Consider the following 26054-nt stretch of genomic DNA (forward strand, 5'->3'; position numbering starts at 1 on the left):
GCTCCTTTCTAAAAGATTAATATATGTTATATTTTGGTGGATTAAGGAGAAAATTGCAATTGTTTTTATCAATCTATCATAAGGGGTGGCATTCATTGTCATATGTAAGCTATCAAAAAAATAATGTTCGTGTGGTATTAGGGGCAGATGAATCAGTTCAGAATTTAGTCATCAGTAAAGTACATCCCTATGTTGAGTGCAGCAAAATAACAGACAGACTTGAAGGAGACGTTTGGACGATTTTAACCAGCAAATATGCACAAGACATTCAAACAGAAGTGCCACTTGAAGAAGTCTTTTATCAAACCAAGATGGAACCTCGCTGCCGCTACCTGTATCACGGAGAGAAGAAAGTCGTTGTGATAGATGAACCAAAAGATGTCAGATGGACAGCCCAACACGCACTGCGTTTAATAAGAGTACTGCTTCGCCTTTTGTGTTATCAGGATGGACTTGTCTATTTGCATGGCGGCATGATGGAGATGAATCAAAAAGGGATTGCACTAGTAGGCGGATCAAGAGCGGGCAAAACATCCACCATTTTATCCTTGTTATCCTTAACCGATGCAACGTACATCACAAACGATGATATAGGGATTTCATATACGAACAACGAGTACAAAGGAACTGGTTGGCCGAGATCTATGAGTATTCGGAAAGATTCTTTTGAAGCCATTGAAAAGTTTGATACACCATATAGGCTTCAAACATCGAGTCACCCATTTAATGAAGATGATAAGAACTATCATTTCGTCTATCCGGAGGAATTAGAAAAATGGTTTTCTCGTGAAGTCAAAACAATGGGGAAAATCGATGTCATGGTGTTTCCTGAGTTTTTACCTCATGGGCAAACGGGCGCCACACTTTCGAAAATCAGTCCACATGAAGCAGCGGAACGTCTAAAGGAGCACGCAGTGATCAATCCTGGAAGACATAATGAGTTCCTCTTACCATATTTCACATTACCGACACCCGAAGCGCTAGAACCATTTCTTGAACATCTAGCGGAAAAGATCCCTTGTTATTCATTAAAACAGGCATTTACTTCTTTAGAGAAAGGAACCTTTCTCATTCAAGAGCTTCTTGAACAATCCGATATGGTCGTGTAAGACGTTTTGGAGGTGAGTCATGGTTGAGCAGGAGTATAAATATTTGTTGTCACAAACAGATTTTCAACACATCTACAACATGTTAAGTCAAAATCATCAACCTACTTATTTAATGAACTTCAATTACTATTACGACACCTCAGATTTTTTATTAAAACGATATGGCTATACCGTACGGATCCGTCAAACCAGTGGCAAACGAACACTTGAGATCAAATGTCCCAGTCAAACGTATGGCTATAAAAGAGTAAGAGAAGAAAAGTCATTTCCTATTGAGGATCTACCACAAAAACTAGATGTACAGAACATCGTAACGTCTTTACCTTTTACAATGACTGAACAGCCAGAGTTGTTAGGACTATTGGTTACTGAACGAACTACCTTTTATATCGAGACAGGCATCAAAGTGGATTTGGATCAAAGCAGCTATCTTGGCATCACAGATCATGAATTAGAAATTGAATATGACAGTGAAAAAGCATATGAGGCAGATCAATGGTTTCATAGACTAACGGATGATTTGGACATACCAGTCAATCGAAAAGGGAAACGCTCTCGATTTATCACTAGATTTAAATCACTATACGGGAAGGAGTAATCCACATGCGGGCTGTTTTGGATCAATCCACTCTCTCAAATGAAGAGAGGCTGCTATTACTTGGCTCACGTATTCAATTAAATGAAAAAGAAGAAGAGTTGATGAGAGATGTATTAAAAGACGGCATCGATGTACCTCAATTGATTGGACTTGCATCAAGACATAAGGTACTTCAACTGATGACGCCTCATTTGATTCGCCTTGATGATGAAAAAAAAATCACGACAACTTATAAATTTTTACTTCATTATCATTATATCGGGAATCGTCAAAAAAATTTGGAAAGATTCCAGGAATTAAAGCGTCTCTTACAAACATTTCGAAAAGCAAAGCTGAAAGCAGTCCCTCTCAAAGGAGCCATTTTAACGCCTCTTGTTTACAAAGATTATGGACTCCGAATGATGTCAGACATTGATTTCTTAATTCATCCAGATGATCGAAAAAGAGCTTCTTCATTGCTCAAGGGGGAAGGGTTTATCATCGGGAAATATGACTGGGCAACCGATCAAGAAATACCGATTTCCCGAGAAGAAGAAATGATGTGGAGAATGAATGCCGGGAATCTTTATTCACATATTAAACGGAGCGGAGAAGACTTTTTGAAGGTTCACCGTGTTGATTTTTCATACGATGTTGAGCTGAAAAAAAACTACGACGCGACAAATGCCTTGCTAGATGCTGCTAATGAAAAGTCATTTTTGCAAACGGATACTTATATGCTTGAACCTTTAGATTTTCTCATTCATCTTGCTTTCCATTTATACAAGGAAGCAACAAATGTGCAGTATGTCTATTTACATGCAGATCTCAATTTGATTAAGTTTTGCGATGTAAGGGAGTACGTCAAGTTTGCTGAAGAGCAAAACCAACTTGATTGGCATGCTTTGCAAGCAAGAGCGAAGGAATTAGGGGCCGAGAAAGCACTTTTTTACACGTTTACGTTTGTAGATTTATTGTATCAAACGAACTATATCGATCAATTGCAGCAGTTAGACATGAGTGACCAATCGTTCTTAGAAACCTATGGAGAAAATGATTTCGGTTCTTCGAAAATGTGGAAGAAATCTTTTGTTGAGCGTTTTTTCAGCTTGGATAATCGTGATGAGCTTGAAGAGGAGCCTGTCGTACAGCTGTTCCCTGAAAGGCAGTAGCAAAATGAAGAGGAGGATTCTATATGGAGATAAAAGCGCTTTTTGAAAAGCCAAAGAACGATTTTCCTTATGAAAAATCATTTGTGTTTGCAGGTATTCATTTTCACATTTTATCAACCGAATCGCTGGCAATTGAAGATATCGAACATTATATCCCGAAAGAACCAGACAGCCATGTGGGGGATATGCCTTCACAGATTGATATACGGTTCATCATTGATCCTGAGCTTGAACAGTCCGTTCGCAATGCGTGCTTTCAAAAGGGTGAAACGATTACAGCAAAAAGGAAGTTTACTTACAAACGATTGAAATTAGACGATCAAGTATTGTTTGCCTCGCATGAAGGTGACGAGCCGCACAGTGTGGCGGTCTTTAAAGGGTGTTATGCTGTGATTGGAAAAAACAATAATGAATCTGCGATACGCTGTCCACTGCGAATCGTTCGAGAAATTGCCCTTAGAACATTAGAAAACCAAGGTGGATGCTTTACGCATGCAGCGGCTGTCTCTTTTGAAGATGGCCAAAAAGGAGCGCTCATTATTGGCGATAAAGGTGCCGGGAAGTCAACCACTATGTGGCAGTTTTTGCATCATGGAGGAGCAGATTTTATCACAAACGATCGTTCCATTTCAGTGCTTGAAGATCAGGAACTTACTGTGTATGGATGGCCGATGTGCTTGGCGCTTGGAGTAGGAACCGTCCAAGCCACAACAAATATACAGGAACTGAAAAACAAAAAATTCAGCCGGTCTCAAGATAAAAGAATATGGGATGAAACCATATCAACAGAGGAAGAGGCAAAAGAAAAATGGGCGAGCGGCTGTAAGTTTGAAATTACACCAAAAGAAGCTGCTGACATGACAGGAACAACGATTCGGAGCTCTACGAAAGTAAATATGGTGATTTTTCCTTCACTCAAAATAGGATCAGGTGAGATCAGGCTTGTACCAGTAAAAAAAGATGATCAGAGAGCAAAAGATATCATGGTCGCCAATATAAGAGAACCAGAAGATCCTGACTATTTAAAAGGCTGGCTCGGCCTTCGGCATGTGTCAGATACCTTTCTGGAACAAAAGGCATCTGAGCTGATCCATCATTTATTCAATATGCCATGTTTTTATTTAGAGGGTGATCCACGGTATCTGCAGGACGCGATTCCAGATTTATTAAACAAAAAAGTGAGTTCCATTTAAAGAGACGATTGTCTAAACATTCGTTTGAGCCGGTCTTCACGCTTTTTCATCTGTTCGTGATCTGCTGGCAGCATGATTTGAAAGAGCATGTCGGCAATCGGCCGTGCGAGCCTTTCGTCAGAGTTTAAGAGAATGCAAACACCTAATTTTCGCTTCGGAATGAAGCCAATATAGGAGGTGAAGCCTTTAATTTCTCCGCTATGTTCAGCTAAGGTGAATCCGTTAAAAGGTCTCAAAAACCATGATAGACCAACACCTCTAGTGAAATCTTCTTCAACCATAACGGGGCTTTGCATTTCTTTTAGCGAATGCTGATGAAGCAGACGGTTTCCGTCGTATTGAGCTTGAATGAATCGAATCAAATCGTCTGCTGTAGAGAATAGTCCGCTTGAACCGTCCTCCCAAGATGGTGTTTCAGCACTTGGATAAGATATGCCGGAAAGACCAGAGGAAGAAAGGGTATACCCTTTGGCTGTCGATGCAGTTTCAATAAATCCAGTTTGCTGCAAATCGAGCGGTTCTAGTATGTGGGTATGCACTAATTCTCTAAATGGCTGTTGACTCACTTTTTCTAGTACTTTACTTAAGATTGAATAGCCAAGACTGGAATAATTGATGATAGACCAAGGCGGTGTAAAAATAGTCAGTATTTCCATGCACTGAGCTAATGTCATATCTCGCAGATGAGTTGCTTTATCGAGTGTTTTGGGCAGGCCTGAGATATGAGAGGCAATCATTCGAAAAGTGAGTGGAATTGGTTCAGATATGTGACTTTTTATGAAAGATAGTAAAGGTTCGTAAGTATGAATAGGCTCATCGAGTTGAATCAATCCTTCCTCTCGTATTTTCATCATGACCATTGCAGTAAAAGGCTTAGTCACAGAACCAATTCGAAAGGTTGTGTCTTTTGTAACAGGGGTGCCGCTTTCAATATCAGCTAGGCCCTCATGCCACGACCAAATGTGCTTATCTTCATGAGAAATACAAATAGAGCAGCCAGGAATTTGATGTTGATTCAATAACTTCTTAATATCAGTGGTTGTATCTTGCAAGCGTTGTAGGATCGATTCATTGATCAAAATAGACACCTCTTTCATACAGAATATATATATATTACCAAATGTTTCATGTTGTTTTAAGGTAAAGGATCAATATTTTTATATTTTAAAAGAGAGCGGGCGATTGATAATGAAAACAATTCAAAAAACCATTCTTGATATTTTAAAAGGTGATGGCCAGGATATCGAACAAATTCCATATGAGCTTGTAGAACGTAAAGGAGTAGGGCATCCAGATACGATGTGTGACGCCATCGCAGAAAGAGCTTCTCAATATTATTCTCAATATTGCATGGAGCATTTCGGCAGAGTAGCACACCACTGGTTTGACAAAGTGATGCTTCTTGGCGGAGATGCTGATGTAACGTACGGAAAAGGAACAATGGTCAAACCTTATCAAGTTGTGTTTGCTGGAAAAGGGGCATATGCATACGGCGATGAGCCGATTCCTCTTAAAAAGATTCTTTTCGATGCAGCCAAAGATGTGTTATCAGAGGTGACGACCGGATTTGATGCTGACGAACATCTCGTCATTGACTGCCGGATTGTTGATCATCAAGGGGCAGGCCGTAAAAATTCAAGATATCGTCCGATGGTTGAAACAGACATGATCGAAATCGGGGATCCAAAGCTTGTTTCAAATGACTGTAATTTACTACATGCTCATGCCCCGTTAAGCCGTCTTGAGAAACTCGTTCTCTATACAGAGCGTTATGTGAATGGACCAGAATTTAAAAAGGTGAACCCAGATACCGGCTGGGATGTGAAAATATTTGGAAGCAGACGTCATGAAGATTTCAAACTCATAGTAAACATGCCTTTTCTAGCAAAAGATATTCATAGTCTTGAGGAATATTTTTCCCGTAAAAAAGAATGTCAGGATCAAATCGCTCGCTATATTCATGAAACGTTAGGACTTACGCCTGATCTTATGCTGAATGCAACAGATCGCAATGGTCGCCCGTACTTAACAGCACTTGGTTCTGTAGCAGATACAGGCGATGTAGGTGTTGTTGGAAGAGGAAATCGATTAAATGGATTGATCACCCCAATGCGGTCTATGAGTATTGAAGCGCCGGCTGGTAAAAACCCGCTTGATCATACAGGGAAATTGTATGGAGTGCTCGCACAACGATTGGCAGATCAAATTTTTGAGACCATTCAAAAGCCAACAGAAGTGCATATCTTTACTTCAAAAGAAGCACCGCTCCACAACCCTGATGAAATTGCCGTCCGTATTGAACAGTGGGATGGAAATGAAGTGGATAGAAAGAGAATTGAAGACATTGTCATGAATGCGGTTCATTCGATGGGCGATGTGACAAAAGATTTAATTTTTAAAGGCGTGACAATGTGGTAATTAGGATGAAAGAAAAAGTCATTGATGCCGTTCATGCATGTATTCATACAAAAGAACCCATGGCAGTGACCATTCATCCATATGAAATTGAAAAACACCAACAATTGAATCAACATCATCTTCTATTGATGCTAAAGCCTGAATTAACCAGTATCCATAAAGGTGTACAGCTTGATCGAATATTAGATGAACTTTTCATACGCTTAGATAATCATGATGTAGAAATAGGAGCCGTGCGCGTTATATCATCCTTATATTTGAAAGAAAAGAAAATAATAGAAAAACAATATGGGATGCTGAACAAAATCTCTAAAAACGGTCTGAGTGAATTGTCAGATACGGCAAAAAAGATGCTGTTCTTTAAATATCCAGAGTTTAAACAGAAGGAACATTTCATATATGGAGGCCATCAATTTTTAAAAAAGTACGAAGAGCTTACGCCATATGGTTTAGAGCTTCTTACACGGAACATGAAGGTGGACAAGCTAGGTGCGGGCACATACGCCATAAAGGCCGAGGTGGATGGAGAACAGATGCTTCTGCTCAATTCATTCCACCCTTGTCAAATTGAGTGGTTCACTGCACCTGCAAAGTCTATTATCGTCATGGAATGTTTTTCAAAGAAGCCCATGAGGATGTTAAGAGAAGATTTTATCGGTGCAACGGACCCTAAAGAGGCAAAAGCAGGTTCTTTTAAACACATGCTGCTGTCGGAGCAAAAGCGGTTTGGTTTAACGAACGTGTGTACTCGATTTAATGGCATTCACCTGTCACCAGGACCTGTAGAAGCAATGGCGGGAATGATTCACTATTTTCGTACACCTGAAACAAGGCTGACCCCCGCACATACACTTTTTGGCCAGTTGTTAAAGAAAAATGGCTTTTCGGAGGAATCACTAGATCTGTTATGTGAAGATGTGTCCATTCATTCAAGCGAAGTACCAGTATTTGAATTAACTGAAAACCTCAATTGGGATGAATCATTAGATCTGTTAACAAAAGTGAGAAACGACATTCAAAAGCATGAACGTGTTCTGTAACAGGGGGGAACCACTTGAATAATGAAGGAGCTAGCCAGCGAATATGGATAGTTGGTCCACCTGGATCTGGAAAAACGACCCTTGCCCATCACTTGAAACAGGAATTCATGTTACCTCACTATGAGCTCGATGCCCTGTTTTGGCAAGCGAACTGGAAAAAAACAGATCGGAAGTTGTTTATCGATAACGTCCATGAAGTTGTTAAACAAAAGAAATGGGTGATTGATGGTCAATATTCATCTGTTCACCATATCTTGACTGAATATGCTGATACGATCATATGGCTTGATGTGAAGAGAAGGAAGACATTCCCCCGTCTCATGAAAAGGACGTTCAAGCGGCTCATGACAAGGGAAAAACTTTGGAATGGAAATAAGGAGCGAATAGGTAATGCGCTCCAATTTTTCTCATATGCCTTTCATGTGTATCCAGAGGTGCTCCATCAAAACGAGAAGCTTTTTCATAAATTAAAAAAAGAATCACGTGTGAAATGCCTGCGCATAGACAAGCAGGAAGCAGCAGATCTGGTACTTAGGAAAATCAAAAACCTTGAGAAAAAGGGGTGAGGACATGATGAAATCTGATGATGCTGATAATGTCCTGAAATATTGGTTTTCGGAACAGCCAATCCGCTTAACACCTTTAAACGGAAGAAGCCCTAATGAAGGCTGGCTTGTAGAGGATGCTAAAAACCGCTTTGTCTTAAAAAAATGTGCGAGAAATCATGATGCAAAGTGGCTTCAATATTTAGAAGATTTAACAGATGCTTTGCTTGATCATGGTTTCCCGATTCAACCAATGATAGAGGCAGAGAACGGTCGTAAAACCATTTTATTCAAAGAACATTTTTGGCAGTTGCGGCCCTATTTTGAAGGAAGGCCATATGAAATGGGAAATCGTTCAGATGAACAAGAAGCCATTCGGGTATTAAGACAACTTCATTCATTAAAGAACTTACCGAAAGGGCCTGTGAACCCAAACTGTGAATTGAAAAACTGGATAACTTCACCGGACGAAACACTGGATAAGACGGCAAGTGTATTAAAGAAAGTCGTTTCTTCTCAAAAGGCTGCTTCTTTGCTTAAAGTGTATGAACAGGAGCTGATGAATGTACTCACGCTGCTAAATCCTAGTCTGTATGAGGCATTACCACATGCTGTCACACATGGTGATTTTCATTCTGGCAACCTGCTCATCCGTCATAAGAAGCTCGCCATGGTTCTTGATTTTGATACAGCAGGTTATAGACCACGAATTTATGATGCAGCCATATCTGCTTTTTTGTTAACGAGAATCAAGCGGGGAACATTTCAACTAGACATTGTGAAAACGATTAAATTTTTAAAGGCATATGCCAATGACTTATCTGAAAACGAGTGGCGTTCTATATCTGGTTTTATCAGACTTTTATATATTCCGACAGGTCGGTATTTAACACTTCTGCATATTTACACACCTCACTTATTGAACTGGTATATTGATTGGTCCTTGGAAGCACTAGAATCCGCATCAAGCCAGCTGAAAGAAGAATGGTATCTCCAAACGGAGATGAGGATTTGAAGGTTGCTGTTGTCACTGGTGGAAATAGAGGCATTGGAAAAGAAGTGTGCAGACAGCTTGCGCAAGATGGCATGCTTGTCATTTTAACAGCACGGCAGATTGAAAATGCTGAATTAGCTGCTTCTGATATAAATGAGCAGGTTGTGCCATACCAGCTGGATGTGACAAACGAAGAGTCGGTTGAACGTCTGTCGGCTTTTATAAAGGATTCGTACGGAAGAGTGGATGTGCTGATTAATAATGCGGGAGTCTTTCTTGACAACATAATGGATGACGCCTTTCCATCTTTTTTAGATCTTCCTGTATCGACACTTCAAGAAACGATGAATGTCAATGTGTATGGCGCAGCCAGAATGACCAAGGCGGTTTTCCCTTACATGAAAGAGGCTGGATATGGACGAATCGTCAATGTATCTAGCGGCATGGGCAGGCTCTCCGCCATCTCCGCTTCAAACGATGTTAGGCGTGACGGAAAAAGCGGTCCTTACTACAGGATGTCAAAAGCGGCTTTGCACGTTCTGACAAAAGTCACGGCTTTAGAGGGGGCGCCATTTTCTATTCTTGCGAATGCGGTTTGTCCTGGCTGGGTACAAACGGACATGGGGACATCAGAGGCGGTTAAAACTGTTCAGGAAGGTGCATCAGGAATCGTATGGGCGGCACAGCTCCCCCGAGATGGACCAACAGGAGAGCTACTAAGAGACGGTAAAAGACTTCAGTGGTAAGAGGAGGCAGCTACATGCGAGGGATGAAAGAAAAGACAGTGATTGTGACAGGCGGGGCGCAGGGGATTGGATATGCGGTCGCAGAACGAGCAGCACAAGAAGGTGCGCAAGTCGTCATTGCTGATCACCATGTAGATTACGGATTAGCAGCAGAAAAAAGGCTCAAAGAAATTGGATATGATGTGTTGTTTATAGAAGCTGATATTGCTGATGAGGCAGCCATTGTCTCAATGGTAGAAAGAACAGTCGATCATTTTGGGAAAATTGACATGCTTGTGAATTGTGCAGCCGTTTTTATCATGCGTGGCCTTGAAGCTACTGTTGAAGAATGGCGGCGCATCATGGACTTAAATATTATGGGGCAAGCCCTATGTGTCAAACACACGTCACCTTACATGGAGAAAATAGGAAAAGGATCCATTGTAAATATTGCCTCCATTTCAGGTCATATTGCCCAGCCGAAATATTTAACATACAACGCAACAAAAGCAGCCGTTGTGAATATGACGCGATGCATGGCAATGGATTTGGCGGATGCAGGTATTCGTGTGAATGCAGTGAATCCCGGTACGGTGTGGAACAAAAATAACGAACGATTTCACTTGGAAGAACTTGGGTTGACAAGAGAGCAAGCAAATCAGCACCCTGATATTGGAGGGATGCACATGTTAAAACGAACAGCTGATCCAGAAGAGATCGCATCTGCTGTCATCTTTCTTCTCTCTGATGAAGCGAGTTTTATCACAGGAGAAAATCTAATGGTTGACGGCGGCTATACTGCCATGTAGAGGAGTAAACATTTTGATGAAATTTGATCTGCACACACATCATCAGCGCTGTGGTCATGCGGAGGGAAACATCAGAGAATATATCGATGAGGCTGTCAAACTAGGTCTAGAATGTATCGGAATATCGGATCATTCCCCGTTTTTTGGTGAAGAGGCTGATCATTTTAAACCATGGGTAGCGATGGCGAAGAGTGAATTTCAATCATATGTAGAGGAAGTCCTGCAATTGAAAAAGGAATATGAGGGGAAAATTCACGTGCTATTAGGTGTTGAATCTGACTATTTTCCAGAACACGAAGCCCTCTACCGAGACGTGTATCGACATTATCCATTTGATTATATCATTGGCTCGGTTCATGTCAGTAATGGATACGACCTATTTAACCGGAAACGCTGGGAACGAATCACAGAGAAACAAGCCATCATTGAAAAAGAGACGTATTACCAGTTGATTAAGATGTCTGCTGAGAGTCAAATGTTCGACGTTTTAGGGCATATTGACGCCTTAAAAGGTTTTTATCCAGAAATTGCTCATCTCAAAACAGAAGCTGTCGATGATGCGCTAAAAGTCATTGCGGAGAGTGGTTCTGTGATTGAAGTGAATACCTCTGGCAAAACAAAAGACTGCGGCGGCTGGTATCCATCAATGGATCTATTAGAGCGAGCCAAATTTTATGGTGTGGAAGTCACGTTTGGCTCAGATGCTCATCAGCCCGCCCGTGTGGCAGATGATTGGCTGAAAGTGAAACAAACGCTGAAGGAATTAGGTTACCAGGAATGGTGTATTTTTCAATCTCGTCAAAAGCGAAAATTGGCTCTATAAATTCATAAAAAAGGGGTTATGAAAATGACAAAAGTTCGTGTAGCAATTGCAGGAGTAGGATCATGTGCGTCAAGTATCGTTCAATTTGTTGAGTTGGCTAAGGAAAAGAAGGATACGCTCTCTGGTGTTATGCATGACGTCATTGGAGGCTATCAGTTATCTGATGTCGAATTTGTTGCAGCTTTTGAAGTAGATCAAAATAAAGTCGGAAAAGACTTATCAGAGGCCATTTTTACTAAACCAACAGCTGCAGTGAAACATATCGATGTTCCGTTTTTCCAAGTAACCGTCGAAGCAGGTCCTTTATGTGATGGACTTGAAGGAGATTTGTCCAACTGCATTCAACCACATGAACATTCACTGAATATGAAAACACATGAAGTAACGCAAAGGTTAAAAGATGTTCAGGCAGATGTACTCGTCTGCTTCTTACCAACAGGTTCGTTTGAAGCAGTTCGTGTGTACGCAGAGGCGTGTGCACACGCTCAAACAGCCTTTATTAATGCGACACCTGAACCGGTGGCAAATGATCCTGAGTTTGTCAAAATGTTTGAAGAGTCGGAGACCCCGCTCCTTGGAGACGATTTAAGAAGTCACTTAGGTGCAACCACACTGCATACAGCCTTAATTGAACTATTAAAATCCCGCGGGATTGATATCACCAATACGTACCAACTAAATGTTGGAGGGAATACGGACTTTTTAAACCTAGCCAACCCTATGAGATCAACGAGTAAGCAAAAATCGAAGAGAAAAGCATTGTTCGCTTCGGGGATTGATGCCAGTGAAGTGGCAGCAGGTCCAAATGGTTATGTCAGCTACTTAGGGGATCATAAAGTCTGCTTCTTGCGATTAGAAGGGAATTCGGTTTTAGATTCTGACATTTCACTTGAAATTCGTTTACAAGTAGAGGATAGTCCGAATTCAGCTGGTGTCATTGCGAATGCGATGCGTGTTGCAAAAGCAGCTAAAGATATGAATCATAGCGGTGTCATACATGACGTCTGCCCATTCTTATTTAAGAGTCCACCAGTTGGACAAGTCGATTCAGAATCATTACGTCTGTTCAATGAATATGTGGCAAATGCTGAGCTGAAAAAGGTGTAACCAGTGGAAGCGGAACTCAATCTTCGCAAGATAAAATTTGCCGCTTTTGACTTGGATGGAACATTAATTGATGACAGAGGCGAGCTTATTGGTGATGTCCATGGCGCAGTGAAGATGCTGCGCCAGAGAGGCATTATACCCATTATTGTGACAGGAAGAACCTATGATTCTTTCTTCTCTCTGGATTTAGATCGATCTCTACTCGCCTTATTTCATCATGATGTTTTGCTGAATGATGGGAATGTCATTTGTCATCATGAAAAGAAAACATTTGAGGTGAAGCGGTATGTAGATGCAGCTTTATGCCAACAGATCATCACATCACTTGATGGAAAAGCTGAATTTGTCATGGAATCTCATGGGAAGCACGTGGCATCAAGTAAAAGTGCTAAGTTGAAATACTGCATGCTATACACCTTTCCACGAGAAAAAATAGAGGTTGGTCACAAGAAAGAATTCAACTTTGAGCGTGTCACAAAACTATTTATTTTACCAAAAGAAAAAGTGGATCTTGCTCAACAATTAAAAAATTGTCATTGCGACGTAGCAGATGCCCAGTTTTTAAATGCTCAAGTCATATCTCCAAAAGGGATTTGTAAGGCAGACATGCTTGAGCACCATTTATTCGATTGTTTTGGAGAAAGAGATTTAGATCGTGTGATTGCCTTTGGAAATGGTCATAATGACAGGCTGATGCTGAAGAAGGCCAAGTGGGGGCTAGCCGTTCAAGATAGTCATCCGTCGGCGATTGAGTTAAGTGATGTTCTTTTACAGGAGCCTATTTCTGATTATCTATTTAAAGTTTTACAATCATTTGAAACGCCGCACGTTATCAATGAAAAGGGAGGTATTTAGTTGAGGACCCTTCAACTGCCTTTACCAGAAGCATTAGAAGATACAATGATATCGGATTTTATGGAAAGAGTTTCATTTCTATCTGCTCATATTGTGCACGTGGCTCTTAACGAAGAGGAATCTATGATTGAAGTAACCGTAGATAAAATGGGAGACAAAGAGGCAATATCAACTGCGTTTTCGAATCTATCGTCAAATATCGCACAGCTGCGGAGATTTCGTGAAAAAGAAATAAAATCAAATATTCATTTATCTAGTGAGCCTGTTCATTCGAAACTAAGCGAGGAAGATCAGAAAAGAACCTTCTATGATGAAGTTGAATTGGAACTTTCAAACTACTTTGATCAATTATTTTTAAATATAGGGATTTCACTTGGAGCGAAAGTAAGGCGATACCCTTCGACGATCAGTAAAGATTTAATGGAAAAATGTAAGTATCATACGAATTTTCCACAAAATATTTATTCTGTTTTTGAGATCCCTCATGATTATCAAATCATTGATGATATTCGAGAAAAGCATCATGGTTTTCAGCCTGAACACTTCCAGCAGGCAGGCCGTTTTTTACAGCCGTGTATTTGTTATCACTGCTATGAGGAATGGGAAGGGAAGACGTATACAGACAATCAAATGATGACAGCAACGGGGCAATGTTTTAGACATGAAATCTCTTGGAAAGTGGACCCTCTCAGGAAAATAGAATTTAGTATGCGCGAAATTGTCTTTATTGGTCATCAAGAATTTATCAATGAAACGAGAAAAACACTCCTTGAGAACACATGGGAATGCTTTCATCAACTTGGTCTAAGTGGAAAGGTCACGACCGCAAATGACCCTTTTTTCTTTTATGATGATATGGATAAAGCGAATTATCAATTAATGGCTAATAGCAAATATGAATTAGTCGCTGTGACAGAAAAGAAAGACGTTTCAATCGCTTCTTTTAACGACTGCGGAGAGATGCTTTGTGAAAGGTTCCATATTAGCGGAGAAGATGGTCTGCCGCTTTATTCAGGTTGTGCGGCATTTGGGATCGATCGTTGGGTTCAAGTGTTTTTACAAACATACGGTCGAAATCGAAAGGATTGGCCGAAAGACATGCTTCATTTAAAGGAGGAGCGCTATGCTGCAAAGTAATCTGACTCAAGAAGAACATACAGCTCTCACTTTATCCACTCCTTTTTTAAAAGCGAGTCAAATTGAAGAGATGCAGGATCTTTTGTATAAGCAGCAAGACTGGAATGTCATTCTCGGAATGCTGCATGTTCACCGGACAGCAGGAATTGCGTGGAAGAATATTAAACGTTATGCCATTCATTTAAGAAAAGAGTTTAAAGCGACTTATTTTTTAAAGTCATTAGAGATTATGTATAAGGGTCAACTAGAAACGGCTCGAGACAATATCAAGTTAAATGATCAGTTATTTCAAGCACTTGATCAAAAAGGAATTGAATATGCCATTGTAAAAGGAAGTGTAATTGGCCAGTGGGCATACGGTGATGTTGGGCTTCGCTTATTTGGGGACAACGATCTCTTTATCTCACAAGATCAGCTGCAAGAAACTGGACACGCATTAAACGAATTAGGCTATATTCAAGGTTCTTGGAACTATGAAACGGAGACAGTCACACCTGCCAAACGCAAAGACATCCTTTACCTCATCATGAACTCACATCAAACCTACACCTATATGAAACCTACACCAGATTGCCGCTTTATTGATTGTCATAAAATTGATGTTCAGTTTTCAGTTGACCTCATGACAGGGAACCGAACGGATTCAATCGTCAAAGAAATGCTGTCTAGACGAATTCAAACGTCTGTTGACGAGCACCTTGTATGGTCTTTAAAAGAAGAGGATATGCTTCTTTTCCTATGTATTCATTTTTATAAAGAAGCGATTTATTTAAATGAAGTGGAGTCAATGAAAGACTTACTGCTTTATAAACTGCTAGATATATATGGCATGTTTATGAAGGAAGACCTACTCGATGTGGATTTGTTTGTCCGCCAGACGAAAGCGTATGGCTTTGAAAAGATGGTCTATTTTGCTTTTCATTATGTGAATGAGGTCTTTCCTCAAACGATTCCTGAACTTGTCATGGACGCACTTCAGCCTGAATCGCTTACTTATTTATCCGAAGTGCTGGATGCAAATGATGTCGTTCATACTTGGAATCAACCAATTCGTAAACGATTCTTTCATATTAATCGATCTTTAGATATTAACAAGCATTCTGTGCATAAGGAGTAGTGTCATGAAAGATCCGGCATCGCTATTTGATTTTAAGGGAAGAAATGACGTGATATGGTATGGAAATATGAATCAAGAACAAAGCTGGGATCAAACAAGAGCTTTACCAGTCATGACAGACCATGTTCAAAATGAACTGGTTCTTCAGCAAGAACAACAACTGCTTTTGATTGCATCTAAAGAGCATCATGTCATCTTGCATCATCAGCCTGATAAAGCTTTTTTAGCCTATTTGGAAAATCAAGGTGTCCAGCTTCCGCATATAACTAACCTAGACCAAGCATTTAAATTAAATGGACTGATTGTACCGTATCTTTTAGATGAATCCCTTGAAAAAGAAGCATTGATTGAAAAAAGAACGATATACGGCTCAAATGCTACACTCGTAAAGCGGTTCAATCATAAGATTTCTACAAGAAGATGGGCAGAAGAACATCTGTTTAACGTCACATGCGGCGCTATCTGTCATCATGCTGACGAATTAAAACAGACGTATGAAGAATTAAAGGCGAAGAATTTCTCCAAAATGGTTCTGAAAATACCTTATGGATCATCTGGGAAGGGGCTGCGTATTTTAAAAAGTGACCGAGAATTTATGCAGCTGCTGACCTTTATTGAAAGAAGGAATATCGAAACGGATTTGCTCTTAGAGGGATGGCATCCGATTAAACGCTCCTTAAATGCCCAATTGCTCATTCAAGAGAAGGGGTCACACTTACTCTCCATTACAGAGCAGAAAATTAATGAGGACGGCATTTACTTAGGGACGGATTTTGCGCCTGTGTATGAATTGGACAAAAAACGTGAATACGAAGCAAGCATGCATCGAATCATAGAGCTTCTTTATGATGAAGGGTATCGTGGTGTGGTTGGTGTCGATTCAATTATTGATGAAAATGAACAGCTCATACCGATCATTGAAATAAATGCCCGGTTCACACAGGTCACTTATTTACTCCCACTGATTTGTCGTTTTTTTTCAACCTACGAATATATCGAAAGCCGCTTTAAACGATTCTCATGCCGCACTGACCTGCCATTTGAAGATGTCCTAACGGAGGTAACAGAAGCACTCAATCCGGGAGAAGATGGCGGGTTCTTTATTTATACTTTTGGTAAGACGAGATCTGATGATACGTGGCACTATCGATTGTTTATCTTGTTTTACCATATGAAGAAGGACAAGCAGATTCATATGCTGACAATGTTTGATGAGATGGAATTTTCATCAGAAAGGAGGAGGAGTAGTGCTGGAAAATGACTTTACGCTCTTAGAGAAAGCGAATCGTTATGGGACGCCGATGTATGTATACGATGGAGATGCATTGAAAGAGCACTATGAGCACATTACATCATGGCTCCATCAAACAGCTGAGGTGTTCTTTTCATTTAAGTCCAATGGAAATGTCTCGATTGCATCATTGTTACGGTCTTTTGGAGCTGGTATAGAAGTGGCTTCTGAAGGAGAGCTTTTCATGGCGATAAAAGCAGGTTATTCACCGCAGCAAATCATTTTTTCTGGACCGGGTAAGCAGAAGGAAGAGATTGATACCGCTGTTCAGCATGAGATCTATTGTATTATCGCCGAATCTAAGGAAGAACTGACCTACATCGCTGAGTCTGCAAAACGTCAAGACAAGCAGGCATCAGTAGGCATTCGGATCAATCCAGAATCAATTGAATCACGAGCCAAAATAAAAATGGGCGGAGTTCCAAGTCCGTTTGGAATAGATGAATCTAAACTGAATGATGTATTTGATCTGTTTCAGAAGTATGATCATTCGCTGCTATTTAAAGGTATCCATATGTATCTGGGGACTCAAGTTCTTGATGAAACATCGCTTTTATCATCGTTTGAATACACACTTAACACAGCTGTTCGAATCAAGAATGAATATGGACGAACATGCCAGATGGTTGATTTAGGTGGCGGTTTTGGCATTCCGTATTTTCAGCATGAAACCCCGCTTCATGCTGAAAGGCTATTTCAACACGTAGCGGATTTGATTAGATCATATGAAACTGAGCTTGAATTTCCGAGGTTTATTATAGAAATGGGGAGATTTCTTTTAGCAGAATGTGGTGTTTATTTAACAACGATACAATATGTAAAAGAATCAAAAGGGCAGCCGTTTTTAATAGCAGATGGCGGGATGCATCATCATCAAGCGATGACGTTTAGAGGCAGACTGCTCCGCAATAATTACCCTATGCGGCTTATTAAACATTCCAGCAACACCGCAGACGTAGTGAAACAATCAATTGTTGGTCCACTTTGTACACCAGAAGACTTAATTGGCAGGCAGGTGGAGCTTCCGCAAGGGGAAGTAGGGGATCTTCTTTGTATTGAGAAATCTGGTGCATATGGACTGAGCTACAGCCCTACCTTATTTTTAGGTCATTCTTCTCCGCTTGAGCTACTGTTGTTTGAGGGGAACGATTATGTTGTGCGAGATAGAGGGACCCCGGAAGATCTCTTATGGAAACAAAATAGATCACTCTTTAGACAAAGGAGGGGTGGAAATGAAACTGACAGAGCTTCGACAAGAAACGATTGATCGTCTCATTCTCCAATTTTCAGAAAGAGCAGGGCAGCTGGATGCCGAATCTCGGTTCCCACATCAGAATCTAGACGAGCTGATTGATTGTGGATTACATGTCGCCAATATGCCAAAACAAGACGGAGGTCTTGGATATGGATTTGAAGAAACGATCACCTTGTTGTCACACATATCTAAAGGGTGTGCGTCAACAGGCCTCATTATGGCGATGCATTACTATTCGCTCGGCGCATTTTCTGAAGTGCTGACAAGTGAGCAGCAGGCTTCGGTATTTGACGATATTCGGCATTCAGGAGAGTTCATCGCTTCTGTCAGCGACCCGAATGTGATTTTTATTTATCAGCGAAAGCAAATGGAGGGAATTCCAACCATCACCGCCGAAAAAACAGATGGCGGATATCTTGTGAGTGGAACTAAGTTTACTGTGACAGGTGCACCGCGCATTAAATATTTGCCAATCTATTGTGAGTATGCCCCGTCGTCATGTACATCTCAATATGGAATGACGGCGCTTTTAATGACATTACCGAGTGAAGGTGCTGCGGTGGAGGAATCGTGGAATTATTCGGGAATGAGAGCATCGATGAGTCATCACATTCATTTTGATCAAGTGTTTATACCCGATCATCAGCTCATCGGGCGGGAAGGCTACGCAATAGAAGATACTGAACATTTAATCTATTGGTTTCGTTTAGCTGTTACCGCTGTTTATTACGGGATTGCAAAGGCAGCATATGAACATGCCCTCGGTATGGCATATAAAAGGAATGATCGAATTTCTAAGAAAAAATCAGCCTTTTTACCAGGTCAACAATTTCGTATTGCAGATATGAAAATGAAATTAGATGTTGCACATTCTCAGCTCATGGCCTGTGCCCAGCAAGCAGATCGAGAAAAGAAACAAACTCATTACTCGAGTGAGTTGTATACGAAGACGCTGATTACTAAACACTTTGTGACACAGGCGGCAGAAGAAATCGTGGAACTGGCTTCTCAGGTCGAGGGTTTTTCTTCATTACAGCAAGGATCTTTGCTTGAGCGCTTAAGCCGAGATGTGAAAGCGGCAAAATTTCATCCACCTTCAGAAGATGTATTAAAAGAAGTGATTGCGAAAAAAGAGCTGGGCATTATCCCGTTAAAAAATCGCTGGGTATGATGGCGTAAAAAAGGAGGAGACATATGTGGCTACTGCAGCACCTATTTACCGAAACAATTATTTAAACTGTTCTCAATTAACGATTGCAGCCATGCTTCTTAGACAAGGAATTCAAATCGACAGGATTTGGAGGCAAGCTGGTCTTGTTTATAGATCTCAAGACCAAGGATTTGTTTTGATCGGTTCCTTTAAACATTTTCGTGAAGATATTCTGCATCATAATGGCATTCATTTAGAAGAAATTTTTTACACCGAAGAGGAATTAGACCTCTATATGAATCGGGTTTTTAAACAGCATCCTGAGAGAGGCACTGTGTCTGTTTCTTTAGATATATTTGAATTACCGTACTGTCCATTTTTTGAAAGAGAACATGGATATCATACATTGGAAGTACTTGAGGTGAATGATGATCATGTAGTGATCAGTGACCATGCTTATTCCTATCATGGCACATTGAGTAAAGATCATTTGATGAAAGCCGCACGCTCTGTCTACGAACATACGCCTCGAACCGAAAATCGTTATAAATGGATCAAACAGGTTGATCTTGAGAAAGAACCGGATGTAATGAAAGTTTTAAAAGAGCATGTCGCCATATTAGAAGGTGCACCGCCACATTTTGAATTGCCTGGAGCTATCACAGGACTTGACGCAATTTCAGTCATTCAAAGAGATTATATAGATAGTATCAAAGGTGATGAAAATGGTAATTTATTAGACAATGTTTATTTTGAAGGACTAAAGGATGTCGCCAACTCCAGAAAACATATGGTGACATTTTTATCATCATATGAAAATGAGCATTTACAACCCCTTATTCAAGCATTTGAAGATGCTTATCAAAGCTGGACAGTGCTTGCTAATTTTACAGCTAGAGTCGGCCTCAGCAAAAATCCTCGCAGTATGATTGAAAGAACGTCGAATCGGTTTCAAAAAACATTAGAAGTGGAGACAAGCCTTCTCACGCAACTAAAAGAGGTGATTCAAAATGAAAACCTATCAACCCCTCACTCTTCATGATTATGTCAATAACAGAGGCATCACATATCAAAATGAATATGAAAAAGGCCAATTAACCATTGGCGGGGCTTCTTTGCCGGCTGAGTTGGTCATGAACGTGAAAGACTCTTTGGTCGAAGGCATTCCTTTTCAGTTCATTTATCAAGATCAAGGAGACAATATTGAATTAGAAGGTCAGTCTATTCAACTTCAGGCAGTTGAAGCAGAAGCGCTCCATGTCGTTGGCTGTTCATCTAATGGTAATCTCTACGAAAAGATGACATTATTACGAGAGGGGACCGTTGTCTTGGAATCTCGTCTTTCATTAACCGATGTGATTGAACGTGAACCTGCATTTGATGATCGATTGGCTTATGCATTTGATTATATTCATACGGTAGCCGGCATCAATCATCATTTGACATCAAACCTATGGATTGATTCGCTTTCCTTCTCGCAAAAAATCGTTTTTGATGAAATCCGCTTTCAAGATAATCCATTTATGCATATTTTCGCAATGACGATCCAGCAGTCAGATCAGTGATGGAAGGGAGCCATGTCTATGTGCGGCATTGCAGGTTATTGTCATTTTAACAAAGCACCACTTGATCCACACATCTTACTGAAGATGAAAAACGTACTTAGTGTGCGTGGACCTGATGATAGTGGTGTATATCAAGACGACTCAGTTGGTTTGGTTCATACGCGGCTTTCCATTATCGATATTCAATCTGGGCCGCAGCCAATAACAAATGAAGATGAGTCTATTTGTGTGATTTTAAATGGCGAGATATATAATTTCCAAGAACTAAGAGAGGACTTATGGAATAAAGGTCATACGTTTCGTACGCTGACAGATACAGAAGTACTTGTTCATGGCTATGAAGAATATGGTATTTCTTTTATTGAGCAATTAAATGGAATGTTTGCAGCTGCGATATGGGATCAAAAGAAGAAAGAATTCTTTTTATTTAGAGACCGGTCTGGGATTAAACCGCTTTATGTTTCAGAATGTAGAGGAGGGCTTATTTTCGGATCGGAAATGAAAGCTCTTCTTCAGCATCCAGATATACAAATTGCCATTCAGCCTGAAGCTGTCCTTAGTTATTTATCCTTCCGTTATGCGATCGGCGAGCAAACTTTCTTTCAAGGAATTCAAACATTACCCCCAGGTGTCATCTTGAAAATAGATGAAACAGGAATGACAAAAGAGGCCTATTGGCAATATCCTTTCCCATCTGATGGAATTGACAGGGGAGAACGTTATTATCAAAAGGGATTGTTTGAATTACTTCAAGATAGTGTGCAAAAACAAATGATGTCTGATGTACCTGTAGGAGCTTTTTTGAGTGGTGGAGTGGATTCGACTTCTATTGTTGCTTTGATGTCCAAATATGCGAACGAGAATATTCACTGTTTTTCGACCAGCTTTGAAGAGGAAGGTTTTTCTGAAGAAAGCTATGCCAAGCTCGCAGCAGATCAATACAACGTCAAGCTTCACTCGCATCGAATGAGTGAAGAAGAGTACTTTCAATTATTGCCAGAAGTTGTGAAGCGAAGAGATCATCCTCTTTCCATTCCTCATGAAGTCGCTTTTTACCATATGTCACGTGAAGCAAAAAAGCATGTAACGGTTGTTTTGTGTGGTGAAGGAGCGGACGAATTGTTTGCAGGGTATGGACGTGTGTTTAGGAGTCCTTCAGATTGGCGTAAAATTTTATGGCTTCAAAAAAACCGAAAGCTGTCATCGATCCTTTCAAAGGTATTATTTGAACCGTCCTTTCAGCAACAGGTGCATCAATTTATCCATCTTGATGGGGAAATGGAACATTATAAAAAAAGATATGCTTGGTTTACGGATAGCGAAAAAGAGCAGCTCTTAGGTCAGCAAGCTCATTCAATTGATTCTGCTGATTTGCACATGAATCAGTTGATCGCCCATTGCTTTAAAGAGATGGAAGGGGCGTCTTATGAAAACAAACTGCTCTATTTATTTCAACAAATCCATTTACCCAACTTGTTAGACCGGCTTGATATGATGACGATGTCACACGGATTAGAAGCACGTGTACCGTTTCTTGATCATCGCATCATCCAATTTGTCAACGATATGCCTTTCAAGTACAAACTTCCTTATAAAGGGCTACCTAGCAAAGTGCAAGCATTTTTCCAATCGAGCCTTAAAACAAGCGAGGTCCAAGATATTCCGAAATATATGTTGAAAAAGACAATGGAGCAAACGGTGGATAAGCGTATATTATATAGAAGAAAAATGGGTTTTCCGGTTCCGGTGTATCATTGGATGAACAAAAGAATGGGAGAAATCGAAGAGAAACTTCTTGATCAACAAAGCTTTGCAACACAATTATTTCAAAAAGAGCCGTTAGAACAATTTTTGCGACATCATTCGAATCAGAAGAACAAAAATGGAGCGGACCAAAAAGTGTGGATGCTTTACAACTTGGAATTATGGCATGATCACTATATCAAAGGGGCGCGTCTTCCGCTCCAAACTAGTCATTAAGAGGCCCGGTCTATTCACCCTCCCTGCTGCATATATGATATGGAAGGGAGTGATGCGATTTTGAGGCTGAGTGAGCTGTCAGGAAAAGAGATCGTCGATATTAAAAGAGCGGAGCGGCTTGGCGTGCTTGGACAAACCGACCTTGAAATAAATGAACAGGACGGTCAAATTACAGCACTCATCATACCTTCCGTCAAATGGTTTGGCTTTCGAAAACAAGGAAATGACATCCGCGTTCCGTGGAATCACATTCAAAAAATAGGATCAGATATGATCATTCTCGATGTGCCTGAAGAACTTCAGCCGCACGGAGAAAAAGAGCACCCATCATAAAAGGGTGCTCTTTTTCTTTTCTCTCTCCGATTTGTTCACAGGCTGAATCCTCTCCTCATATGCTGAAAGGGAGATTCGGAAAATATTACAGACTTTTTTAAATAAAGAAGGTGAACGGTCAGTATGTTGAGCGGTTTAACGGTTGCGGTGATCGGGGGAGATGCTAGGCAGCTTGAAATCATTCGCAAGCTGTCACAGCAGCATGCCAAAGTGTTTTTGGTCGGATTTGATCAGCTGGATCATGGATTTATTGGTGCTGAAAAGCTGAAAATGTCAGAGCTTCCATTTGAACAAGTGGATAGTATGATCCTTCCGGTATCAGGTGCTACAGACGAAGGGGTCGTTGCCACCGTTTTTTCAAATGAGAAGGTCGTGCTAGAAGCTAAATATTTAGAAAGAACCCCTGCACATTGTATCTTGTACTCAGGTATTTCTAATATGTACTTAGACAATATGGCAAAGCAGGTGAACCGGAAGCTTGTGAAGCTGTTTGAGCGAGATGATATTGCCATATATAACTCTATTCCAACAGTTGAAGGGATTATCATGATGGCCATTCAGCAAACGGACTATACGATTCATGGGTCACATGTCGCTGTTCTCGGACTTGGTCGAACAGGGCTCACCATTGCCCGCACATTTCGGGCGCTAGGTGCGGAAGTGAAAGTTGGTGCTGCGGATACAGCCCATTTAGCGCGAGCCTTTGAGATGGGACTTGATCCATTTTCAATGGACCGTTTAAAAGATGAAGTAACGGATGTCGACATCATCATTAATACGATTCCAAGCTTAGTATTAGATTCATCTGTCATCGTCAGCATGACACCAAAGACACTCATTTTGGATATCGCCTCCCGCCCAGGTGGAACAGACTTTGACTTTGCACAAAAGCATGGAGTGAAGGCGCTTCTTGCACCAGGACTTCCAGGAATTGTGGCACCAAAGACAGCCGGGCAGATCATTGCAAAAGTGCTATCTGGACTCTTATGTGAACTTGCGGAGGAAAAAAGGGGGATGGAATCATGACTACACTAAAAGGGAAAAGAATCGGCTTTGGTTTAACAGGTTCTCACTGCACGTACGAAGCCGTTTTTCCGCAAATCGAATCACTCGTGAAAGAAGGGGCAGAAGTGCGTCCTGTCGTGTCATATACGGTGCAAAATACGAATACGAGATTCGGAGAAGGAGCGGACTGGATTGAGCGGATTGAGAAGCTGACAGGATTTCAAGCGATTGACTCAATCGTCAAAGCAGAGCCGCTTGGACCAAAACTTCCACTTGATTGTATGGTCATTGCGCCTTTAACAGGCAATTCAATGGCGAAATTTGCAAATGCACTAACAGACAGTCCAGTCTTAATGGCTGCTAAGGCGACCATTCGTAATCATCGCCCTGTCGTTTTAGGCATTTCCACCAATGATGCATTAGGTTTAAATGGTACAAATCTCATGAGACTCATGTCGACAAAGAACATTTTCTTTATTCCATTCGGCCAAGATGATCCATTCAAAAAACCGACTTCCATGGTAGCGCATATGGATCTACTGACGAAAACAGTAGAAGAGGCGCTCGAGCATAGACAAATTCAGCCCATTTTAATTGGATCAAACGAATAATAGATTCACTAGAAAATCATGAAAGATTCAAAAAAGGTACTTCAAGCCTTGCTTTTCTATGGTAAAATAAAATGTAAAAAGTCATAGGATGGCCATCCGAAAGAAAAGAATCATGGATGGGTCGGAAGGAGTTTTACTGATGGGAAGAGGATTGCATGTAGCTGTAGTTGGAGCGACTGGAGCTGTCGGTCAACAAATGTTAAAAACACTAGCTGACAGAGATTTTGAAATGGATACACTTACTCTACTATCCTCAAAACGTTCTGCTGGAACAAAAGTGACATTCAGAGGTCAAGAGTATACCGTTCAAGAAGCAACACCTGAAAGCTTTGAAGGGGTCAATATTGCACTATTCAGTGCGGGAGGAAATGTTTCCAAAGCGCTAGCTCCTGAAGCAGTCAAACGAGGTGCAATTGTTGTCGATAATACAAGTGCTTTTCGTATGGACGAAAATACCCCTCTTGTCGTACCAGAGGTAAACGAAAAAGATTTGCATGACCATCAAGGGATCATTGCAAACCCTAACTGTTCAACGATTCAAATGGTAGCGGCGCTAGAACCGCTTCGTCAAGCGTATGGCATGAAAAAAGTCATTGTGTCTACTTACCAAGCAGTATCAGGTGCAGGACATGAAGCCATTGACGAACTGTACAGCCAGTCGCAAGCCATTTTAAATAAAGAAGATGTGAAACCAGAAGTCATGCCTTATCAAATTGCCTTTAATGCGATTCCGCAAATTGATAAATTCCAAGACAATGGCTATACATTTGAAGAAATGAAAATGATCAATGAAACGAAAAAAATCATGCACTTGCCAGAGCTGGAAGTAGCGGCAACATGTGTGAGACTACCAATTGAAACGGGTCATTCAGAATCGGTTTACGTTGAACTTGAATCAAATGACGCAACGGTTGATGACGTCAAGTCCATCCTAAAAGATGCACCAGGCATCACATTACAAGATGATCCGTCTCAGCAAATTTATCCAATGCCTGCAGATGCTGTTGGTAAAAACGACGTATTTGTCGGCCGCATTCGGAAGGATTTGGATCGTCCAAATGGCTTCCATATGTGGATTGTATCTGATAACCTGCTAAAAGGCGCTGCATGGAACTCCGTTCAAATTGCAGAAAGCTTACGAGCATTAAAATTAGTTTAACATTCAATGGATGATGAGGACGAATAGAAGAGAGTTAGGCATCTTTCGCCTGCTCTCTTCTGTTACGTCAGAATGAACTTGGAG

General features: G+C 40.8%; 26 protein-coding genes. 25 read left to right on the plus strand and 1 reads right to left on the minus strand.

Going from position 1 to position 26054, the window contains the following annotated elements; genetic code table 11:
• Positions 1-95: 95 nt before the first annotated feature.
• The 4 genes from MKY11_RS08115 to MKY11_RS08130 are packed head-to-tail and all read left to right on the plus strand — an operon-like array spanning position 96 to position 4051.
• Complete coding sequence (locus MKY11_RS08115) at positions 96-1109, plus strand: hypothetical protein (protein ID WP_342501995.1); 1014 nt, start codon at positions 96-98, stop codon at positions 1107-1109.
• A gap of 19 nt (positions 1110-1128) precedes the next feature.
• Positions 1129-1707 (plus strand): CYTH domain-containing protein, encoded by a 579-nt coding sequence (locus tag MKY11_RS08120; RefSeq protein ID WP_342501996.1) that lies wholly within the window; start codon positions 1129-1131, stop codon positions 1705-1707.
• Positions 1708-1712: 5 nt separating this feature from the next.
• Positions 1713-2858, plus strand: a complete 1146-nt coding sequence (locus MKY11_RS08125) for a nucleotidyltransferase family protein (protein WP_342501997.1) — start codon at positions 1713-1715, stop codon at positions 2856-2858.
• A gap of 23 nt (positions 2859-2881) precedes the next feature.
• Positions 2882-4051 (plus strand): hypothetical protein, encoded by a 1170-nt coding sequence (locus tag MKY11_RS08130; protein WP_342501998.1) that lies wholly within the window; start codon positions 2882-2884, stop codon positions 4049-4051.
• On the opposite strand, the gene MKY11_RS08135 is transcribed toward MKY11_RS08130, so the two are convergent.
• Complete coding sequence (locus MKY11_RS08135; RefSeq protein ID WP_178930149.1) at positions 4048-5130, minus strand: serine hydrolase domain-containing protein; 1083 nt, start codon at positions 5128-5130, stop codon at positions 4048-4050. The two genes, MKY11_RS08130 and MKY11_RS08135, sit on opposite strands and share 4 nt — an antisense overlap.
• 109 nt (positions 5131-5239) lie before the next feature.
• Here MKY11_RS08135 and MKY11_RS08140 point away from each other — a divergent pair, with 109 nt between their 5' ends.
• The 21 genes from MKY11_RS08140 to asd all read left to right on the plus strand — a co-directional run bounded on the left by MKY11_RS08140 (position 5240) and on the right by asd (position 25970).
• Positions 5240-6469: a methionine adenosyltransferase gene (locus MKY11_RS08140; RefSeq protein WP_058337555.1), complete on the plus strand. Its 1230-nt coding sequence runs from the start codon at positions 5240-5242 to the stop codon at positions 6467-6469.
• Positions 6470-6474: 5 nt separating this feature from the next.
• Positions 6475-7509, plus strand: a complete 1035-nt coding sequence (locus MKY11_RS08145) for a hypothetical protein (protein WP_342501999.1) — start codon at positions 6475-6477, stop codon at positions 7507-7509.
• A 14-nt stretch (positions 7510-7523) separates the two neighbouring features.
• Positions 7524-8075, plus strand: coding sequence for an AAA family ATPase (locus MKY11_RS08150; RefSeq protein ID WP_052463351.1), 552 nt, complete (start codon positions 7524-7526; stop codon positions 8073-8075).
• A gap of 4 nt (positions 8076-8079) precedes the next feature.
• Positions 8080-9069: a phosphotransferase gene (locus MKY11_RS08155; protein ID WP_342502000.1), complete on the plus strand. Its 990-nt coding sequence runs from the start codon at positions 8080-8082 to the stop codon at positions 9067-9069.
• On the plus strand, positions 9066-9794 hold the full coding sequence (locus tag MKY11_RS08160; RefSeq protein ID WP_041507281.1) for an SDR family NAD(P)-dependent oxidoreductase: 729 nt from the start codon (positions 9066-9068) through the stop codon (positions 9792-9794). The genes MKY11_RS08155 and MKY11_RS08160 overlap by 4 nt, the downstream gene beginning before the upstream one ends.
• A 14-nt stretch (positions 9795-9808) precedes the next feature.
• On the plus strand, positions 9809-10582 hold the full coding sequence (locus MKY11_RS08165; RefSeq protein WP_058337328.1) for an SDR family oxidoreductase: 774 nt from the start codon (positions 9809-9811) through the stop codon (positions 10580-10582).
• 16 nt (positions 10583-10598) lie between these two features.
• Entirely contained in the window at positions 10599-11405 is an 807-nt protein-coding gene (locus MKY11_RS08170) for a histidinol-phosphatase (RefSeq protein WP_342502001.1), read from the plus strand.
• Between the two features lie 24 nt (positions 11406-11429).
• On the plus strand, positions 11430-12512 hold the full coding sequence (locus MKY11_RS08175) for a myo-inositol-1-phosphate synthase (protein ID WP_045034284.1): 1083 nt from the start codon (positions 11430-11432) through the stop codon (positions 12510-12512).
• A 3-nt stretch (positions 12513-12515) separates the two neighbouring features.
• The gene (locus MKY11_RS08180; protein WP_342502002.1) at positions 12516-13367 is read left to right on the plus strand and encodes an HAD hydrolase family protein; all 852 of its coding nucleotides are present in this window, start codon (positions 12516-12518) and stop codon (positions 13365-13367) included.
• A complete protein-coding gene (locus tag MKY11_RS08185) occupies positions 13368-14504 on the plus strand; it encodes an aminoacyl--tRNA ligase-related protein (RefSeq protein ID WP_052472182.1) in 1137 nt (378 codons plus the stop codon).
• A complete protein-coding gene (locus tag MKY11_RS08190; protein WP_342502003.1) occupies positions 14491-15621 on the plus strand; it encodes a nucleotidyltransferase family protein in 1131 nt (376 codons plus the stop codon). The genes MKY11_RS08185 and MKY11_RS08190 overlap by 14 nt, the downstream gene beginning before the upstream one ends.
• A gap of 4 nt (positions 15622-15625) precedes the next feature.
• Complete coding sequence (locus MKY11_RS08195; RefSeq protein WP_342502004.1) at positions 15626-16882, plus strand: ATP-grasp domain-containing protein; 1257 nt, start codon at positions 15626-15628, stop codon at positions 16880-16882.
• Complete coding sequence (locus MKY11_RS08200) at positions 16869-18179, plus strand: hypothetical protein (protein WP_161565247.1); 1311 nt, start codon at positions 16869-16871, stop codon at positions 18177-18179. Before MKY11_RS08195 ends, MKY11_RS08200 begins: the two co-directional genes overlap by 14 nt.
• Positions 18145-19338 carry an acyl-CoA dehydrogenase family protein gene (locus MKY11_RS08205; RefSeq protein ID WP_161565248.1) on the plus strand — a complete coding sequence of 398 codons (1194 nt, stop codon included), beginning with the start codon at positions 18145-18147 and terminating at the stop codon, positions 19336-19338. Before MKY11_RS08200 ends, MKY11_RS08205 begins: the two co-directional genes overlap by 35 nt.
• A 25-nt stretch (positions 19339-19363) precedes the next feature.
• Positions 19364-20359 (plus strand): hypothetical protein, encoded by a 996-nt coding sequence (locus MKY11_RS08210; protein WP_058337322.1) that lies wholly within the window; start codon positions 19364-19366, stop codon positions 20357-20359.
• A complete protein-coding gene (locus MKY11_RS08215; RefSeq protein ID WP_058337321.1) occupies positions 20328-20882 on the plus strand; it encodes a hypothetical protein in 555 nt (184 codons plus the stop codon). Before MKY11_RS08210 ends, MKY11_RS08215 begins: the two co-directional genes overlap by 32 nt.
• Before the next feature lie 12 nt (positions 20883-20894).
• Positions 20895-22862 (plus strand): asparagine synthase (glutamine-hydrolyzing), encoded by a 1968-nt coding sequence (asnB, locus tag MKY11_RS08220; RefSeq protein ID WP_342502005.1) that lies wholly within the window; start codon positions 20895-20897, stop codon positions 22860-22862.
• Positions 22863-22922: 60 nt separating this feature from the next.
• Entirely contained in the window at positions 22923-23195 is a 273-nt protein-coding gene (locus MKY11_RS08225) for a YlmC/YmxH family sporulation protein (protein WP_008344726.1), read from the plus strand.
• A 123-nt stretch (positions 23196-23318) separates the two neighbouring features.
• Positions 23319-24221, plus strand: a complete 903-nt coding sequence (dpaA, locus tag MKY11_RS08230; protein ID WP_047945907.1) for a dipicolinic acid synthetase subunit A — start codon at positions 23319-23321, stop codon at positions 24219-24221.
• Positions 24218-24811 carry a dipicolinate synthase subunit B gene (gene dpaB, locus MKY11_RS08235; protein ID WP_017367267.1) on the plus strand — a complete coding sequence of 198 codons (594 nt, stop codon included), beginning with the start codon at positions 24218-24220 and terminating at the stop codon, positions 24809-24811. The genes dpaA and dpaB overlap by 4 nt, the downstream gene beginning before the upstream one ends.
• Before the next feature lie 139 nt (positions 24812-24950).
• Positions 24951-25970 carry an aspartate-semialdehyde dehydrogenase gene (gene asd / locus MKY11_RS08240; RefSeq protein ID WP_017359063.1) on the plus strand — a complete coding sequence of 340 codons (1020 nt, stop codon included), beginning with the start codon at positions 24951-24953 and terminating at the stop codon, positions 25968-25970.
• Positions 25971-26054: the final 84 nt, after the last annotated feature.

The sequence above is a fragment of the Bacillus sp. FSL W7-1085 genome, from assembly GCF_038595035.1.
GTDB classification, from domain to species: domain Bacteria; phylum Bacillota; class Bacilli; order Bacillales; family Bacillaceae; genus Bacillus; species Bacillus altitudinis.